At 72.0% G+C, this 17858-nt stretch carries 15 protein-coding genes and 1 pseudogene; 3 read left to right on the top strand and 13 right to left on the bottom strand.

Annotated features, from left to right (window positions below):
• Window positions 1-22: 22 nt before the first annotated feature.
• Window positions 23-961 (bottom strand): LysR family transcriptional regulator, encoded by a 939-nt coding sequence (locus tag AB0D46_RS22390; RefSeq protein WP_362879831.1) that lies wholly within the window; start codon window positions 959-961, stop codon window positions 23-25.
• Between the two features lie 98 nt (window positions 962-1059).
• On the opposite strand from AB0D46_RS22390, the gene AB0D46_RS22385 reads away from it, so the two are divergent.
• The 3 genes from AB0D46_RS22385 to AB0D46_RS22375 all read left to right on the top strand — a co-directional run bounded on the left by AB0D46_RS22385 (window position 1060) and on the right by AB0D46_RS22375 (window position 4317).
• Window positions 1060-2376, top strand: coding sequence for an MFS transporter (locus AB0D46_RS22385; RefSeq protein ID WP_362879830.1), 1317 nt, complete (start codon window positions 1060-1062; stop codon window positions 2374-2376).
• 144 nt (window positions 2377-2520) lie between these two features.
• On the top strand, window positions 2521-3228 hold the full coding sequence (locus AB0D46_RS22380) for a L,D-transpeptidase (RefSeq protein ID WP_362879829.1): 708 nt from the start codon (window positions 2521-2523) through the stop codon (window positions 3226-3228).
• 84 nt (window positions 3229-3312) lie between these two features.
• Window positions 3313-4317 (top strand): sigma-70 family RNA polymerase sigma factor, encoded by a 1005-nt coding sequence (locus AB0D46_RS22375; protein WP_362879828.1) that lies wholly within the window; start codon window positions 3313-3315, stop codon window positions 4315-4317.
• Here the strand turns inward: AB0D46_RS22375 and AB0D46_RS22370 are convergent.
• From AB0D46_RS22370 to AB0D46_RS22315, 12 genes and pseudogenes are all read right to left on the bottom strand, one after another.
• Complete coding sequence (locus tag AB0D46_RS22370) at window positions 4213-4539, bottom strand: STAS domain-containing protein (RefSeq protein WP_362879868.1); 327 nt, start codon at window positions 4537-4539, stop codon at window positions 4213-4215. The two genes, AB0D46_RS22375 and AB0D46_RS22370, sit on opposite strands and share 105 nt — an antisense overlap.
• 205 nt (window positions 4540-4744) lie before the next feature.
• Window positions 4745-6022: a thymidine phosphorylase gene (locus tag AB0D46_RS22365; RefSeq protein WP_362879827.1), complete on the bottom strand. Its 1278-nt coding sequence runs from the start codon at window positions 6020-6022 to the stop codon at window positions 4745-4747.
• Window positions 6023-6121: 99 nt separating this feature from the next.
• Window positions 6122-6520: a cytidine deaminase gene (locus AB0D46_RS22360; RefSeq protein WP_362879826.1), complete on the bottom strand. Its 399-nt coding sequence runs from the start codon at window positions 6518-6520 to the stop codon at window positions 6122-6124.
• Window positions 6517-7782: an ABC transporter permease gene (locus AB0D46_RS22355; RefSeq protein WP_362879825.1), complete on the bottom strand. Its 1266-nt coding sequence runs from the start codon at window positions 7780-7782 to the stop codon at window positions 6517-6519. The genes AB0D46_RS22360 and AB0D46_RS22355 overlap by 4 nt, the downstream gene beginning before the upstream one ends.
• The gene (locus AB0D46_RS22350) at window positions 7779-8894 is read right to left on the bottom strand and encodes an ABC transporter permease (protein WP_362879824.1); all 1116 of its coding nucleotides are present in this window, start codon (window positions 8892-8894) and stop codon (window positions 7779-7781) included. The genes AB0D46_RS22355 and AB0D46_RS22350 overlap by 4 nt, the downstream gene beginning before the upstream one ends.
• Window positions 8891-10531 (bottom strand): ABC transporter ATP-binding protein, encoded by a 1641-nt coding sequence (locus AB0D46_RS22345; RefSeq protein WP_362879823.1) that lies wholly within the window; start codon window positions 10529-10531, stop codon window positions 8891-8893. Before AB0D46_RS22345 ends, AB0D46_RS22350 begins: the two co-directional genes overlap by 4 nt.
• A gap of 288 nt (window positions 10532-10819) precedes the next feature.
• A complete protein-coding gene (locus AB0D46_RS22340; RefSeq protein ID WP_362879822.1) occupies window positions 10820-11887 on the bottom strand; it encodes a BMP family ABC transporter substrate-binding protein in 1068 nt (355 codons plus the stop codon).
• A 296-nt stretch (window positions 11888-12183) separates the two neighbouring features.
• Window positions 12184-13440 carry an amidohydrolase gene (locus AB0D46_RS22335; protein WP_362879867.1) on the bottom strand — a complete coding sequence of 419 codons (1257 nt, stop codon included), beginning with the start codon at window positions 13438-13440 and terminating at the stop codon, window positions 12184-12186.
• A gap of 137 nt (window positions 13441-13577) precedes the next feature.
• Window positions 13578-14735 carry a hypothetical protein gene (locus AB0D46_RS22330; RefSeq protein ID WP_362879821.1) on the bottom strand — a complete coding sequence of 386 codons (1158 nt, stop codon included), beginning with the start codon at window positions 14733-14735 and terminating at the stop codon, window positions 13578-13580.
• A 38-nt stretch (window positions 14736-14773) separates the two neighbouring features.
• Window positions 14774-15685 (bottom strand): N-acetylneuraminate synthase family protein, encoded by a 912-nt coding sequence (locus AB0D46_RS22325; RefSeq protein WP_362879866.1) that lies wholly within the window; start codon window positions 15683-15685, stop codon window positions 14774-14776.
• A gap of 372 nt (window positions 15686-16057) precedes the next feature.
• Window positions 16058-16456: pseudogene (locus tag AB0D46_RS22320) on the bottom strand (NTP transferase domain-containing protein); the annotation flags it as partial.
• A gap of 11 nt (window positions 16457-16467) precedes the next feature.
• Window positions 16468-17838, bottom strand: a complete 1371-nt coding sequence (locus AB0D46_RS22315; protein ID WP_362879820.1) for a DUF6716 putative glycosyltransferase — start codon at window positions 17836-17838, stop codon at window positions 16468-16470.
• Window positions 17839-17858: the final 20 nt, after the last annotated feature.

Raw genomic sequence — 17858 nt, 5'->3', positions numbered from 1 at the left:
GCCGGTCGGACCGGCGGGCCGGTCAGGGCAGGGGTTCCGGTTCCGCGATCAGGCGGCCGCGGCGGGACAGCAGGAAGCGCTTGAACTCCGCGACCGGCGGGGTGTCGGGGTGCCCGTCGAGCCAGGCGACGCCGATCTCCCGCACCGCGCGCGGGGCCGTGACCGTCAGCTCGACCACGCCCGGCCGGGGCACCGCCGGCGGGGGCAGCAGGGCCACGCCGAGGCCGGCCGCGACGAGGCCGCGCAGGGTTTCGGCCTCCTCGCCCTCGAAGGCCACCTTGGGGACGAAGCCGGCCTCCGCGCACAGGTCGTCGGTGATGCGGCGCAGGCCGTAGCCCGCCTCCAGGGTGACGAAGGTTTCCTCGGCGGCCTCGGCGAGCCGGACCCGCTTGCGCCCGGCGAGGCGGTGGTCGTCCGGCACGACCAGGCGCAGCCGCTGCTCGTCGAGCCGGCGGGCCACCAGGTCGGGGGCGTCGGGCAGCGGCGAGGTCAGGCAGAGGTCCAACTCACCGGCCCGGAGCTTCTCCAGCATGGCCTCGCCGTAGTTCTGCACGAGGGAGAACCGCACCCGGGGGTGGTCGGCCCGGAAGGCCCGGATCAGGCCCGGCACGGTCTCGGGTCCCAGGGTGTGCAGGAACCCGAACGCGACCTTCCCGAAGGCCGGGTCGGCGTCCTGCTGTACGGATTCGGCGGCGCGCGCGATCCCTTCGAGGGCCTGCTCGGCGGAGGCGAGGAAGGTCCGACCGGCCGTGGTGAGGGCGACGGTACGGCCCTTGCGGGCGAACAGCGTGACGCCCAGATCCTGTTCGAGGCGGACCATGGCGCGCGACAGGGTGGACTGCGGAACGCCCAGTTCGTGCGCGGCGCGCGTGACGTGCTCGTGCCGGGCGACGGCGACGAAATGGGCGAGCCGGGGGGCCAGCTGGCGTGTCACGGCCATGTCTTCTTCGTAACGGTTCATTGACATCCGCCGCCCTGAGCTGTGGTGATGCGTGAGTGGATCGATTATGGCGAATCTGTGCATTGGACGCATGAAAAAGGCGGGCCTACGGTCGTCGTATGCCTCCCGCTCATACCGGGGCACCCGTCACCTCGGGTGCCTCCACCCTGTCGTCCCCGCTCCCGCCCGCTCCCGGCACCTCCGCCGACGCCACGGACGGGCCCCTCTCCCCCGGCCGCCCCGGCTACCGCCGGATGAGCCTGGCGCTCTTCGCCGCGGGACTGGCGACCTTCGCCCTCCTCTACTCCACCCAGGCCCTGCTGCCCGCGATCTCCGGCGGGTTGGGCGTGACGGCGGGTCAGGCCAGCTGGACGGTGTCCGCGGCCACCGGCGCCCTCGCCCTGTTCGTCCTGCCGCTCAGCGCGCTGTCCGAGCGGTTCGGCCGGACCCGGATGATGACCTGGTCGATGGTGCTCGCCGTCGGCGTCGGCCTGCTGGTGCCGTTCGCGCCGAACCTGGAGTGGCTGGTGGTGCTCCGCGCGGTGCAGGGCGCCGCGATCGCCGGCATCCCGGCCTCCGCGATGGCCTACCTGGCGGAGGAGGTCCGGCCCAAGGCGCTGGTCGGCGCGATCGGCCTGTTCGTGGCGGGCAACTCCATCGGCGGGATGAGCGGGCGCATCGTGACCGGCTGGGCGGCGCAGCTGTGGGGATGGCGGGTCGGGCTGTTGAGCGTCGCCCTGATGGCGCTGGCCTGCGCGGTGGCCTTCCTGATGCTGCTGCCCCGGGCCCGGTTCTTCCGGCCGGCGTCGCTGAACCCGCGCGCGGTGGGACGTACCGTCACCGGGCACCTGCGCGATCCGCTGCTGCTGCGGCTGTACGGGATCGGCGCGCTGTTCATGACCGTCTTCGGCGCGGTCTACACGGTGATCGGCTTCCGGTTGGTGGACGCGCCGTTCTCGCTGGGTCAGGGCGTCGTCGGATCGGTGTTCCTGGTCTACCTGGTCGGTACGGTCTCCTCGGCGGCCGCCGGGAAGCTGGTCGCCCGCACCGGGCGGCGCGGCGCGCTGTACCTGGCCGTCACGACGACGGCCCTGGGCCTGCTGCTGTCGCTGGCCGACTCGTTGGCCGCGATCCTGGTGGGTCTGGTGCTGATCACGGCGGGCTTCTTCGCCGGCCACGCGGTGGCCTCCGCGGCGGTGAGCCGGACGGCGCGGACGGGCCGCGCACAGGCCTCCGCGCTCTACCAGTCCGCGTACTACCTGGGCTCCAGCGCGGGCGGCACGTTGGGCGCGCTGGCCTACCACGCCTCGGGGTGGGCGGCCACGGTAGGCATCGCGCTGCTGGCGGTGGTGGGCGTCGCCTCGATCACCCTGTACGGGTCCCACGCGGCCCGCGTCGAGCGGCGGATCCCGCTGTCGGCGGCGACCGCCCGCTGAGACGGGAGGTCCAGGAGGGGCCAGGAGGAGACAAAAGGGGTTCCGGTGCGGTCGGCGCCGGGAAATCCCAGGTCGTTACACAACTTCCCCTGTCCTTGCGCGCACCCGTGCCCCAAGATGCGGTGCAGGACAAGGGGAGGGTGAATGGCCGCGATACGCACGCGTGCGAAGAAACGGGCAGCAGTGGTGTTCGGCGGGGCGTTGGCACTGGCCGCGCCCCTGGTGGTCGCGGGCGGCGGGGCGGCTCAGGCCGCTTCCTGCAACGTGACCACGGGGCCGTACCAGCGGCAGGTGGAACAGTTCCTGGGCAGGCCGGTGGACGGCGTCCAGTCGGCGGCCGACTGCAGTGCCATCCAGTCGTTCCAGGCCGCCCACGGGATAACCCCCACAGCGGGGTACGCGGGGCCTCTGACCTGGCAGACGATGAACACGATGCTGGCCCAGCGGGCGGCCGGGAAGAACCCGAACGCCGACCGCAAGTGCCCGACCAATCTGGGGCGGATCGCCTGCGTCGACCTGACCCGGCAACTGACCTGGATCCAGGACGGCGCGACGCTCAAGTACGGGCCGGTGCCCGTGCGCACCGGCAAGGCCGAGACCCCGACGCGGACCGGCCTGAAGAAGATCTACTACCGCAGCATCAACCACTGGTCGACGCTCTACAACGTCGCGATGCCGTACTCGCAGTTCTTCGACGGCGGGATCGCCTTCCACTCCACGCCCAAGAGCATGTGGAACCCCCCGGGTTCGGGCGGCTGCGTCAACATGACCACCGCCGACGCAAAGGCGTACTGGAGCATGCTGACCAACGGCGAGGACGTGTACGTGTACGGGCGCAAGCCCGGAACCTGATCCACCGGGCCGCTCGCGGCTGCCGTTGTCGGTGCCCTCGGGTAGTTTCCGAAGCATCGGAATCCTTCTGGGGAAACGGCAGCCATGAGCGACCTCGCTACGACACCACCGGAAGCGGACCTCGACGCCGCGATGGACCGCTACCGGGTGGAACTGACCGGATACTGCTACCGGATGCTCGGCTCGGCCTTCGACGCCGAGGACGCCGTGCAGGACACGTACATCCGCGCCTGGCGCGGCTTCGACAAGTTCGAGGGCCGTTCCTCGCTGCGCTCGTGGTTGTACCGGATCGCCACGAACGTCTGCCTGGACCTGCTGAGCGCGGGGAACAAGCGGGCCCGTCCGATGGACCTCACCGCCCCGCAGCACCAGGCCTCCGCCGTGCTCAACGAGCGGTCCGAGGTGACCTGGCTGGAGCCGGTGCCCGACGGCCGGGTGCTGCCGCACACCGCCGACCCGGCGGAGATGGCGCTGGCCAAGGAGTCCGTCCGGCTGGCGTTCGTCGCGGCGCTCCAGCACCTGCCGGCCAAGCAGCGGGCCGTGCTGATCCTGCGCGAGGTGCTGGCCTGGAAGGCCGACGAGGTCGCCCTGCTCCTGGACACCACGGTGGCCTCGGTGAACAGCGCGCTCCAGCGGGCCCGGGCGACGCTGGCCGGTCGCAGGATCCAGGAGAGCGAGGCGGCGGACCCGCTGGACGGGGAGCAGGCGAAGCTGCTGGAGCAGTACCTGTCCGCCTTCGAGGCGTACGACATCTCCCGCCTCACCGCCCTGCTCCACGAGGACGCGGTGCTGTCGATGCCGCCGTTCGACCTGTGGCTCCAGGGGCACGCGGACATCGCGGCGTGGCACCTGGGCCAGGGCATCGGCTGCAAGGGCTCCCGCCTGGTCCCGACGACGGCGAACGGCATGCCGGCGTTCGGCCAGTACCGGCCGGACCCCTCGGGCAAGGGGCACACGCCGTGGGCGCTCCAGGTGCTGGAGGTCTCAGGGGGGCGGATCGTCGGGCTGAACGCCTTCCTGGACACCGCCCGGTGGTTCCCGCTGTTCGGGCTCCCCGAGCAGCTCGACGAGACCGACGAGGCGCAGTAGGCCGCGCAGCCGCGGGCCCGCTCCGGTGACGCGGAACGGCCGGTCCCGGGCGGTGAGCCGCAGCCGGGCCAGGGCCTCGACGGCGCCCAGGCCCGGGGCGGTGACGGCCTCGGCGTCGCACACCACCGCGGCCGCGCCGGCCTCGTACAGCAGCTCCAGGCGGGCGCACAGCCCCGCCACGTCCTGCGGGGCCGGTCCGGGGCCGGGCAGGACGAGTCGCATGATCTCCACGCAGGGGTGACTGCCGGGCCCGACCGAACTCATCGCCGCCGGGCGCTCAGGTCACGGCGCGGGGTTCGTCGGCCCCTGCTGTGCGGTGCGTGCGCTCATGGTGTCGCTCATCAAACTGTTGACACCGAGCCCAGCATGGCGAAACGGGACCGGTGGGCGTCCACCGGTCCCGTTCACCCGTACGGGAAGCCGCAGGTCAGGCGATGCGGTCCAGGACGATCGGCGTGGCGGAGGACGCCGTGCCGGCCGGGGCCACGTCGTAGGAGCCCTCCAGGGAGGCGAGGGCGTACTCGAACTTCTCCGGGGTGTCCGTGTGCAGGGTCATCAGGGGCTGGCCCGCGGTGACGGTGTCGCCCGGCTTGGCGTGCAGCTCGATGCCGGCGCCGGCCTGGACCGGGTCCTCCTTGCGGGCGCGGCCCGCGCCCAGCCGCCAGGCGCCGACGCCGACGGCGTACGCGTCGAGGCGGGTCAGGACGCCCGAGGCGGAGGCGGTGACGACGTGCCGCTCACGGGCGACGGGCAGGGCCGCGTCCGGGTCGCCGCCCTGGGCGGAGATCATCCGGCGCCACACGTCCATCGCGGAACCGTCCGCCAGGGCCTTCGCCGGGTCGGCGTCCTTGATCCCGGCCGCGTCGAGCATCTCGCGGGCCAGCGCCAAGGTCAGCTCGACGACGTCGGAGGGGCCGCCGCCGGCGAGGACCTCGACGGACTCGCGGATCTCCAGGGCGTTGCCGGCGGTCAGGCCGAGCGGCGTGGACATGTCGGTGAGCAGGGCGATCGTCTTGACGCCGCTGTCGGTGCCGAGGGCCACCATCGTGGAGGCGAGCTCCCGCGCGTCCTCGATGTTCTTCATGAAGGCGCCGGAGCCGACCTTGACGTCGAGGACGAGCGAGCCCGTGCCCTCGGCGATCTTCTTCGACATGATCGAGGAGGCGATCAGCGGGATGGCCTCGACGGTGCCGGTGACGTCGCGCAGGGCGTAGAGCTTCTTGTCGGCGGGGGCCAGGCCGTCGCCGGCCGCGCAGATGACGGCGCCGGTGGTGTCGAGGACGTTCAGCATCTCCTCGTTGGACAGCAGCGCGCGCCAGCCGGGGATGGACTCCAGCTTGTCCAGGGTGCCGCCGGTGTGGCCCAGGCCGCGGCCCGACAGCTGCGGTACGGCCGCGCCGCAGGCGGCGACGAGCGGGGCGAGCGGGAGGGTGATCTTGTCGCCGACGCCGCCGGTGGAGTGCTTGTCGGCGGTCGGGCGGGAGAGGGAGTCGAAGTTCATCCGCTCGCCGGAGGCGATCATCGCGGCGGTCCAGCGGGCGATCTCGGCCCGGTTCATGCCGTTCAACAGGATGGCCATCGCCAGCGCCGACATCTGCTCGTCGGCGACGACACCGCGCGTGTACGCGTCGATGACCCAGTCGATCTGCTCGGGGCTCAGCTCACCGCGGTCCCGCTTGGTCCGGATGACGGAGATGACGTCCATGAGGTGACTTCCTTCTACGCGCATAGAGATGAGGGGTGGAACGAGGAGGAGAAGCCGACGGCCCTCCGCCCCGGCGGGGGCGGAGGGCCGTCGACACGGCTATCTCAGGTGGTCGGGCCCGAAGGCCTGCGGGAGCATCGCGCTCAGCGGCAGGATCCCGTCCGGGGTCTCGACGAGCAGCTCCGGCCCGCCGAACTCGAACAGCAGCTGGCGGCAGCGCCCGCACGGGACGAGGATCTCGCCCTTGCCGTCCACGCACGTGAAGTGCGTGAGCCGGCCGCCGCCCGTGGCCTGGAGGGAGGAGACCAGGCCGCACTCGGCGCACAGGCCGAGGCCGTAGCTGGCGTTCTCGACGTTGCAGCCGGTCACGACGCGGCCGTCGTCCACCAGGGCCGCGACGCCGACCGGGAAGCCGGAGTAGGGGGCGTACGCACGGGTCATCGCCTCCCGGGCGTACGTCCGCAGGGCTTCCCAGTCCGCCGCGCGGGGCGGGGTCACTTGCCCTGGCCCTTGCGGTACGGCATGCCGTCCGCCTTGGGCATCCGCAGGCGCTGCGCCGACAGGACGAGCACGAAGAGCGTCGTCAGGTACGGGGCGGCGTCCACGAACTGGCTGGGCACCTGGTCGGTGAAGGCGTACCAGAGGTACAGCAGGACCGCGAAGGCGCCGGAGACGCCGGCCTGGACGTACTTCTTCTTGTACAGCTGCCAGGCGAGGAGCAGCGTGAGCAGGATCGCGACCAGCAGCAGCATGGCGTGGACGTTCTCCGCGCCGCCGCGCAGCTTGAGGCTGTCGGTGAAGCCGAAGAGGCCCGCGCCCAGCGCCATGCCGCCCGGCATCCAGTTACCGAAGATCATCGCGGCGAGGCCGATGTAGCCGCGGCCGCCGGTCTGCCCCTCCTGGTAGATGGGGCTGGCGACGATCGACAGGAAGGCGCCGCCGAGGCCGGCGAGGCCGCCCGAGACGATCACGGCGATGTACTTGTACTTGTAGACGTTGACGCCGAGCGACTCGGCGGCGACGGGGTTCTCACCGCAGGAGCGCAGCCGCAGGCCGAAGGTGGTGCGCCACAGCACCCACCAGGTGCCGGGGATCAGCAGCAGCGCGACGACGGTCAGCAGCGACAGTTCGGTGACCAGGCCGCCGATGACGCCCGCGAGGTCGGAGACGAAGAACCAGTGCTTTCCCTGGAGGTCCTTCATCCAGTCGGACAACCCCGGCACGGTGATCTTGTAGATCTCCTCGACGCGCGGCGACTGCTTGGAGGAGCCGCCCTCCGCCTCGGCGAACGTGAAGTTCGACAGGTACTGGGTGAAGCCCAGCGCGAGGATGTTGATGGCCACACCGGAGACGATGTGGTTGACGTTGAAGGTGATCGTGATGATCGCGTGCAGCAGGCCGCCGATGGCGCCGCCGGCGATGCCGACGAGGACACCGGTCCAAGGACCCCACTGGTAGCCGGCCCAGGCGCCGAACCAGGTGCCGAGGATCATCATGCCTTCGAGGCCGATGTTGACGACGCCCGCGCGCTCGGCCCACAGACCACCGAGGCCGGCGAGGCCGATCGGGACCGCGAGGGAGAGGGCGCCGGAGACCTGGCCGACCGAGGTCAGGTCGTCGGCCCCGCTGATCAGGCGGACCAGGGAGACCAGCGCGAGCCCGCCCGCGATGATCAGCATGATCCAGGGGAGGGTGAGCTTCTTGCGGCCGCCCGGCTTCTTCGGGGCGGCGGATTTCGCGGAAACGGTGCTGGTGCTCACGCCGCGACCTCCTTGTCGGTCTTGATGGCGTGGCCCGCGGCCAGTTCCGCGCCGACCTTCTGCTGCTGGCGGCGGATTCCGTAGCGGCGGACGAGTTCGTACGAGACCACGACCGCGATCACGATCAGGCCCTTCATGATCGTGCCGATCTCCTTCGCGTACCCCTCGGTGTCGAGCGAGGCCGAGGCCTTGTCGATGAAGGCCATCAGGAACGCGGCGAAGAGGATGCCGACCGGGCTGTTGCGGCCGAGCAGCGCGATGGTGATGCCGGTGAAGCCGACGCCCACCGGGAAGGACAGGTTGTACGTGTGCGTCTCGCCCAGCAGCTGCGGCATGCCGGACAGGCCGGCGACCGCGCCCGAGATGAGCATCGAGGTGATGATCATCTTCTTGGCGTCCACGCCGGAGGCCTGCGCGGCGGACTCGCTGGCGCCGGTGGCGCGCAGGTCGAAGCCGAAGCGGGTGCGGTTGAGGACGAACCAGTAGACGATGCCGAGCGCGAAGGCCACGAACGTGAAGCCGTAGACCTCCAGGCCGTCACCGATCGTCAGGGCCGGGAACCAACCGGACTGGGCGATGTCGCCGGTCGTCAGGTCGTTGGAGCCCTCGGGCTGGACGCCCAGGTTCTTCGGCAGGATCAGCCAGGCGATCAGGCTGGTCGCGATGGCGTTCAGCATGATCGTGGAGACGACCTCGCTGACGCCGCGCTTGGCCTTCAGCACGCCCGCGATGCCGGCCCAGAAGGCACCGGTGAGCATGGCCACGACCACGATCAGCAGGATGTGCAGCGGACCGGGCAGCGCGACGGCGGTGCCGACCACGGCGGAGACCATCGCGGCGAGGCGGTACTGGCCGTCGACGCCGATGTTGAAGAGGTTCATCCGGAAGCCGATGGCCACGGCCAGGGCTGCCAGGTAGTACGTACCGGCCTGGTTCAGGATCAGGACCTGGACGTCCTCGTAGCCGGCGTTCTCCACCATGAGGCGCAGCGGCTCGATCGGGTCGATCCCCGTCGCGGCCAGCACGATCACGGTCAGCAGGAAGGCGCTCAGCAGGGCGAGCACGGGCCCGGCGAAGCCGAGGAGCAGCCGGTCCTTGTCGAATTTCTTCATCGGGCCTCGTCCTCCGGTGCAGCGGTACCCGCGTCGGTACCGGCGGCGGAGTGGTTGTCGGTGGCTTCCAGGTGCCCGGAGGCGGCGCCCGTCATGGCGGTGCCGAGCTCTTCGGGGGTGACGGTCGCGGGGTCGGCGTCCGCGACCAGGCGGCCGCGGTAGATCACGCGCAGGGTGTCGGACAGGCCGATCAGCTCGTCCAGGTCCGCGGAGATCAGCAGGACGGCCAGGCCCTCGCGGCGGGCCTCGCGGATCGCGTCCCAGATCTGCGCCTGCGCACCGACGTCCACACCACGGGTGGGGTGGGCGGCGATGAGGAACTTCGGGTTGTGGCTCATCTCGCGGCCGACGATCAGCTTCTGCTGGTTGCCGCCGGAGAGCGAGGACGCGGTGACGTCGATGCCGGGCGTGCGGACGTCGTACTCGCGCACGATCCGCTCGGTGTCCTTGCGGGCGGCCTTCGGGTCGAGGATGCCGCGCTTGGAGTTCGGCGCCTCGGTGACGTGGCCCAGGATGCGGTTCTCCCACAGCGGGGACTCCAGCAGCAGGCCGTGCCGGTGGCGGTCCTCGGGGATGTAACCGATCCCGCCCACGCGGCGCTTGCGCACCGTGTCCTTGGTGATGTCCCGGCCGTCCAGCGTGATGACGCCGGAGTCGGCGGCGCTCATGCCCATGAGCGACTCGATGAGCTCGGTCTGGCCGTTGCCCTCGACGCCGGCGATCCCGAGGATCTCGCCCTTGTGGATGGTGAAGCTGATGTCGTCCAGCAGGAGGCGTCCCACCGCGGTGTGCTCGCGCAGGGAGGAGTCCTGCGGGTCCGCGCCCGCCATGGTCTCCGGCTCGACGGAGACGACGTCGCCCGCGGCGACGGTCAGGTTCGACACCGTCAGCATCGGGGTGGTCGTCACGGTCGACTCGCGGGTCTCCGGCGAGGGCAGTTCCGCGCCGACCATCAGCTCGGCGAGCTGCTTGGTGGTGGCGGTCTTCGGGTCGGCGGTGCCGACCGTGGTGCCGCGCCGGATGACGGTGATGTCGTCGGCGACCTTCTTGACCTCGCCCAGCTTGTGCGAGATGAAGATGACCGTCAGGCCTTCGGACTTGAGCTCGCGCAGGTTGTCGAAGAGGGCGTCCACCTCCTGCGGCACGAGCACGGCGGTCGGCTCGTCGAGGATGAGGATCCGCGCGCCGCGGTAGAGGACCTTGAGGATCTCCACGCGCTGCCGGTCCGCGACACCGAGGTCCTCGACCAGGGCGTCGGGGCGCACGCCGAGACCGTAGGCCTGCGAGATCTCCAGGATCTTCTTGCGGGCCTTGGAACCGATGCCGTAGAGCTTCTCGCCGCCGAGGACCACGTTCTCCAGGACGGTGAGGTTGTCGGCGAGCATGAAGTGCTGGTGCACCATGCCGATCCCGCGGGCGATGGCGTCGCCGGGGCTGGAGAAGGTGACCTGTTCCCCGTCGATCGCGATGGTTCCCTCGTCCGGCTTCTGCATGCCGTAGAGGATCTTCATCAGCGTCGACTTGCCGGCGCCGTTCTCGCCGATCAGGGCGTGGACGGTGCCCTTGCGAACGGTGATCGCGATGTCCTTGTTGGCGACGACGCCGGGGAAACGCTTGGTGATGCCGTGCAACTCCACGGCGGGGGGCGGGCTGGACGCGTTGATGACGCACTCTCCTTGGCGCGGAAGGAGCTGGAGGCAGGGGAAGACAGGGCGGTCGATCGGCCGGGCGGGTGGGCGGGAGCTGGACGGTATCGCGTCCCCGATGCCTCTACGCGCGTAGCACTGTCGAAAGTGAAAACTTGCGACCAACTGGCCACGAGTGAACACGGAACGTGTCCGACGCGGTGCGGGGCCCGGGAGCGGCGATGACCGCTTCCCGAACCCCGAGCACCACAACGAACTGTCGAGCTGTCAGACGGAACCCTACGGGGCGGTCTTGACGGTGATCTTCTTGGCGATGATGTCGGCCTTGGCCTTCTCCACCGCGGCGATGACGTCGGTCATCTTCTTGTACTCCGGGTTGGAGTCGGCCAGGCCGACGCCGTCCTTGTCCAGGCCGTAGCGGATCTCACCGGTGGTCGGCTTGCCGTCCTTGACCGACTTGATCAGGTCGTAGACGGAGTCGGAGACGTCCTTCGTGACCGAGGTCAGGATGGCGTTCTTGTACTTCGACAGACCGGCCTGGTTGTACTGGTCGGAGTCGACGCCGATGGCCCACTTGCCCTTGGCCGAGGCGGCCTCGATGGCACCGGAGCCGGCCAGGCCCGCGGCGGCGTAGACCACGTCGGCGCCACCGGCGTCGATCTGGCCCTGCGCGGCGGCCTTGCCCAGGTCGGGCTTGGCGAAGCCGTCGAAGTTCGGCGGCTGGGTCAGGTAGGTGGCGAGCACCTTGGCGTTCGGGTTGGTGTCCTTGACGCCCTGCTCGAAGCCCGCCTGGAACTTCTTGATCAGCGGAACCTCGACGCCGCCGATGAAGCCGACCGTACCGGTCTTCGAGACCTTGGCGGCGGCGACGCCGGCCAGGTAGGAGCCCTGCTCCTCGTTGAAGACCAGGTTGGCGACGTTCTTGTCCTGCACCGAGGTGTCGTCGATGATGCCGAACGTGGTGTTCGGGAACTTCGGGGCGACCTTCTTGATGGCCGGACCGTAGGCGAAACCGACGCCGATGACCGGGTTGTTGCCCTTGCGGGCCAGCTCGGTGAGGCGCTGGACCTTGTCGGCCTCGCCCTCGCCGTCCGTGGGCTCCGCCTCGGCGCCCTTGACCTTCAGCTCCTTCTCGGCCTTTTCGAGGCCCGCGAAGGCGGCGTCGTTGAACGACTGGTCGCCGCGGCCACCGATGTCGTACGCGATGGCGGCACTGGCCTCGGAGGAGCCGGAGCTCGACGAGGAGGTGGTGCTGTCCGAGGACTTCTTACCGCCACAGGCGGTGGCCGAGAGGGCCAGCGCCGCGGACGCGATGCCCACGGTGGCGATCCTGGTGATCCGGCGCAAGGGGAGGCTCCTTCAAAACCTGACCGAAGCGCCACGACCGGCGCTGGTTTCGCGGCGATCGTAACGCGCGTAGATGTCAGTTAAAGGCCCGTTCATGAGTCGTTATCGGATCGTCGCGAACCGGACAGTGACCGATCGGTAACTGTTCCGTGTCCCAGCCCTTGCGTACCAAGGGCTGGACACCTCCACCCGATCTCCGGCGGTTGTCGTGGAGACCTCCGCCGGGCGTCGAACGGGACGCCCCCGACGGCCCGGTCCGGCGGCCGGATCGGCCATTGGATCGGGCACCGGATCGACTACCGGGCCGCCCCCGCGCCGGCCCCCGCGCGCAGCCCGTCGAGCAGTGCCGCCGCGGTGAAGAACTCCACGCCGACGCCGATCGCGGACTCGTCCACGTCGAAGTCGCCCCGGTGCAGGTCCCGCTTGGTGGGGTCACCGGGCGTGCGGGTGCCGAGGCGGGCCATCGCGCCGGGGACGTGCTCCAGGTACCAGGAGAAGTCCTCGCCGCCCAGGCTCTGCTCGGTGTCCTCGACGGCGTCGGCGCCGCGGCGGACCGCCATGGCCTCGCGCAGCAGCTCGGTGACCGCCGGGTCGTTGACCACCGGCGGGACCCCGCGGACGTGGTTGATCTCGAACTTGGCCCCGTGCATGGTCGCGACCTCGTCGATCGCCGCGTGGATCATGTCGGGTGCCTCGTGCCAGGCGCCCAGGTCCAGGCAGCGCACGGTTCCGGACAGCTCCGCGTGCATCGGGATGACGTTGCAGGCGTGCCCGGCCTCGATCCGGCCCCAGGTGACCGACATCCCCGAGCGCGCGTCCATCCGGCGGGTGAGCAGCGCCGGTACGTCGACGGCCACCCGGGCGGCGGCGGTCACCAGGTCGGTGGTCAGGTGGGGGCGGGCGGTGTGCCCGCCGGCGCCGGAGAGGCTGACCTCCAGGCGGTCGCAGGCCGAGGTGATCGGGCCGGGGCGCAGCCCGATCCGGCCGGCGTCGACGCGGGGGTCGCAGTGCACCGCGATGATCTTGCCGACGCCGTCCAGCACGCCGGACTCGATGGCGTCGCTCGCCCCGCCCGGCAGTACCTCCTCGGCGGGCTGGAACAGCAGGCGCACGGGCCGGGGCAGCAGCCCCTGCCGATCGAGCTCGGCGAGCACGAGGCCGGCGCCGAGGACGACCGTGGTGTGGACGTCGTGGCCGCAGGCGTGGGCGCGGTCGGGGACGGTGGAGCGGTACGCGACCTGCGTCTTGGCGTCCGGAATGGGCAGGGCGTCGATGTCCGCGCGCAGGGCCAGCACGGGCCGTACGCCGTCCCACTCCCCCACGTCACAGATCAGGCCGGTGCCGGACTTCAGCACGCGCGGGTGCAGGCCGGCCTGCTCCAGCCGGGCCTTGATCGCGGCCGTGGTGCGGAACTCCTGGTGTCCTAGCTCGGGATGCATGTGCACATCCCGTCGGAAGGCGATCAGTTCGGCACGCAGGTGGTCCGGAAGCTTGCCGGGCAGCTCGGGCCGGTCGGGCGTGCCGGGCAGGGCGGTCTGGGACTCGCGGGACATCAACTGGTTCACCCGTTGAAGGGTAGGCCCACGAACGGGTCAACTGGCCGGAGATCACAAAAAGTTCATGCCGTCAGGGGAAAGAATCCCCGCCTCTGGACGCATGATCGGATGCGACCGGGGGTAAACTCGCGCGCTCATCGGGCCGCGGGGGCGGCCTGCGCGGGCAGTCTGCGCACATCGCGGGCGGTGTCGGTGACTCCGGCCAGGAAGCTGCGGGCCCTCGGCGAGGCGGCTCCGGTGAGCCAGGCCGGATCGAGGGGGCACACGGCGACGGTGACCCCGGTGCCGGCCAGGGCGTACGGCAGCGTGTGGACGACCGTGGACGGGAAGCTGACGACGGTTCGGCCGATCGGGCCCCGCCGGGCGATCAGTTCCAGCGGCAGGTCGGGCCGGACGATCTCCAGCCCGCTCGCCTCGCTCAGCGCGCGCAGCTTCTCCGGGGACTCCCTGCGGTGCGCGAAGTAGCGGGTCACGCCGTGCTCGCGGGTCAGGGCGCGGACCGCCTCCAGGTAGCGGTCCGGGTCGACGACGCCGGTCTCCACCAGCGAGGTGCCGACCAGGTCGGTGCCCCGGGTCAGCCGCGGCGGCCCGAAGCGGGAGCGGGTCCAGGCGAAGTCGTTGACCCGCAGCTCCATGCCGGGCAGGGCCTCGACGGGCATGGACGTGAACACCTCCACCCGGCGGCGCGTCCCCGGGGTGAGCCGGCGGCGGGCCGTACCGGAGACCGGGGCGTACACGAGCTCGCGCGCCCGGGCGGCGGGGCCGCCGGTGGCGCGGTGCCAGCGGCGCAGTCGTTCGCCCCGGCCGAGCTGGGCGACGAACTCCATGGTGGCGGTGCCGTCGTCCACGACGACGAGTTCGGCGGCCCGGGCCGGCGCCAGCAGGAGCTGCACGAAGCGGGAGAACGGGTCGCCGACGACGATCCGTTCGGCGCCGCGCACGGCGGCGGTGAGCGAGGCCAGCGCCTTCAGGGGGGCGCCGGAGCCGCCGCGGGCCTCCTGCCAGTGGACGTCGTACCCCTCGTCGCGGGCGATCGAGGCGACGCGGCGCAGCTGGCCCCGGGACATGGGGTCGGTGGGTGGCAGCACCACGATCCGCGGCGCGGCGACGGCGGGGGTCGGCGCGCCGGCGCGCCGGTCGCGCTGGGGCGGTACGCCGTCGAGCAGGGGGCCGGCGCCGTTCGGGCGGGCGCCGGCGGGGGCGGCGTCGCGGGCGTACGCCCACTCCAGCACGTTCAGGAGCTGGACGGGGCTCTCGACGAAAGCCAGGGTGGGGGCGGCTGAGGCAGACACCACGTACTCCTCGTCAGGGGGCGGGGCCGGGGCGGGCGTCAGACGGCTGTCGGGACCGGGGCCTGGACGCGGCGGAGCTTCTTCATCGGGCCGAGTTCGGACGCGTAGACCCGCTTGACGCCGTCGCCGAGGGCGGTCTCGATGGTGCGGATGTCACGGACGAGGCGGGTAAGGCCGCCGGGTTCGACGGAGGCGGCCTGGTCGGAGCCCCACATCGCGCGGTCCAGCGTGATGTGCCGTTCGACGAAGGCGGCGCCGAGGGCGACGGCGGCCAGGGTGGTCTGCAGGCCGGTCTCGTGGCCGGAGTAGCCGATGGGCACGTTCGGGTACTCCTCCTGGAGGGTGTTGATGACCCGCAGGTTGAGCTCCTCGGCCTTGGCCGGGTAGGTCGAAGTGGCGTGGCAGAGCAGGATGTTGGCGCTGCCGAGCACCTCGACGGCGTGCCGGATCTGCTGCGGGGAGGACATCCCGGTGGACAGGACCACGGTGCGGCCGGTCGCCCGCAGGGTGCGCAGGAGTTCGTCGTCGGTCAGGCAGGCGGAGGCCACCTTGTGGGCGGGCGGGTCGAACTTCTCCAGGAAGGCGACGGCCTCGGTGTCCCAGGGGGAGGCGAACCAGTCGATGCCGCGCTGGGCGCAGTGCGCGTCGATGGCGAGGTAGTCGGCCTCGCCGAACTCGACGCGGTGGCGGTAGTCGATGTACGTCATCCGACCCCAGGGGGTGTCGCGTTCGATGTCCCACTGGTCGCGCGGGGTGCAGATCTCCGGGGTGCGCTTTTGGAACTTGACGGCGTCGCAGCCGGCTTCGGCGGCGGCGTCGATCAGGGCGAAGGCGTTGCCGAGGTCGCCGTTGTGGTTGATGCCGATCTCGCCGACGACGTAGACGGGGCGGCCGGGGCCGGCGGTGCGCGAACCGAGGCTGCGCAGGCGGGAGTCGGGGGTGACGGTCATGGCAGGGGGTGTCCTTCGTTCGATGCGGGCCGGGACCGGCGCTGCGGGCGCCGCGGGGGCGGGGTCGAAGAGCGGGGCGAGGAGGCGGGCGCGGGCGAGGTCGTGGGGGTCGTCGATCTCCAGGACCCGCGCCGGGTCGGTGGCGACGGGCAGGGTCCGCCCGAAGAAGCGGTGCCGGGCGGCCCGGAGGCCGGGTACGGACATGGCGTAGGCGGCGCCGGTCTCCAGCATTTCCGCGGGGCGGTCCTGGCGGCGGGGCCGGTACGCGGCGTCGTGGTTGACCCCCGTCCCGGAGCCGTCGGGCCCCGGACGCCAGAGGAACCCGTGGAACGGGGCCGCGGTCAGGGCCGAGTCGGCCGCCCCGCGGGCGACGGCGGCGGCCACGGACTCGACGTCCGAGGGCGTCAGGAAGGGGCTGGTGCACTGGACCAGGACCACCACGTCCACGCCCGCGCCGCCGGCCCCTCCCGCGGCGCCCGGAGCCTCCGCGGCCTCCGCGGCCTCCTCGGCCTCGAAGGCGTCGAGGGCGTGCAGGACCGCGGCCTCGCTGCTCGCGGTGTCCCCGGAGAGCGCGGCCGGTCGGCGGATCACCCGGGCCCCGGCGGCGCGGGCGGCGTCGGCGACCGCGTCGGAGTCGGTGGAGACGGCGACGTCGGTGACGGTGGGCGCGGCCAGGCAGGCGCGGACGGCGCGGGCGACGAGCGGTACCCCGCCGACCGGGGCGGTGTTCTTCCCCGGTACCCCCTTGGAGCCGCCCCGGGCCGGGATCACCGCGAGGACCCTCACAGCTCCCCCAACCGGCGGATGGCGGGGGCGACGCGCTGGACGCCGTGCCGGTAGGCACCGCGGGCGCCCTCGCGCAGCCGGGCGCGCAGCCAACGGCGCGGCCCGGACCCGGCGACCGACTGGCGGGCGGCCCCGGGCAACGGGGTCCCGTCGACGTCGAGGTGGTGGCGGGCCAGGATGCCGGGCAGGTACCCGGGCGCGGTGGCGGCGGTGTAGTACGGGGCGACGGCGGGGAGCCGGTCGCGGGAGAGCAGTTCGGCGAGCCGGGCCCGGGCGACGGCGTGCGCGTCGGGGGTCCCGCCCGGCGCCGGGGGGGTGCCCGGCGGGTGGGCCGTGACCCCTTGGGCGGCGAGCCAGTACGGGTCGGCCCGAGGCAGCAGGCCCTCGTCGAGGCGGTCCCAGGAGGTCAGGCAGCCGGAGCCGAGGAAGTGGTGGTTGCCGAGCGCCTCGCGGATGCCGAGGTCGGTCAGGACGGCGGTGGGGATGCCCCGGTGCAGGGACTCCAGGGCGGCGGTGGAGGAGACCGTGACCAGCAGGTCGGCGGAGTCCAGCACCTCGCCCATGTTCCCGTACACCAGGCGGCAGTTGGCCGGCAGGCCGCCGGGGAGCCGCTCGGCGAGCCGCTGGTAGGGGTGCTCCTCCAGGTGCGTGGTGTGCTCGCCCGGCTTGCTGCGCAGCTTGATCAGCACCTCGCGGCCCGGGTGGAGCCGGGCGTGCCCGGCGGCCCGCTCCAGGAGGTACGTACGGTCGGCGCGGCTCTCGGGGACGGAGGGCTGCACGGCGAAGACGACGGTGGGGGCGCGGCCGCCGGTGGGGGCGTACGGGGCGCCGCCGAGGAAGGGCAGGGCGGTCTCGGTGACGGCGCTCGGGTCGGCGCCGACGCCCTCGTACACGGCGCGGAACCGACCGGCGTCGTGCCGGGAGTTGGCCAGGACGAGGTCGGCGCCGTGCCGCAGCAGCAGTCCGTCGGCGAGCTTCTCGTAGACGACGCCGACGTACCCGGTGACGAGGACGGGCCGGTCGGCCGGGCCCGGCCACAGGGCGCGGACGCCGTGCAGGACGGCCTGGACGGCGCCGCCGACGAGCGCGAGGACGACCACGTCGTACCGTTCGCGCCCGAGGGCGTCGAGGAACTCCGCGCAGGTCACCTCGGTCGGCAGGCCGTCTGCCCCGACGCCGGCCTCGCCGAGTTGGCGCGGTGTGGGGGTGGCCCGGCCGCGCAACAGGTAGCCGGTGACCCGGCGGTGCTCCGGGTCCGGGGCGAGGCGGCGGGCCGTGAGCGCGCCCCATTTCCACCGCGTGTCGGAATCGGCGATGACGGCGACGCGGAGTTCGGTTCGGAAACTGCTGCTGAGTGGCACTGGCACCCGGCAGAAGTTATTCCGCA

The organism is Streptomyces sp. NPDC048383 (assembly GCF_040651775.1).
Classification (GTDB): domain Bacteria; phylum Actinomycetota; class Actinomycetes; order Streptomycetales; family Streptomycetaceae; genus Streptomyces.
Note: the sequence above shows the minus strand (reverse complement) of the source record. Positions and strands in the feature narration are given on the sequence as shown.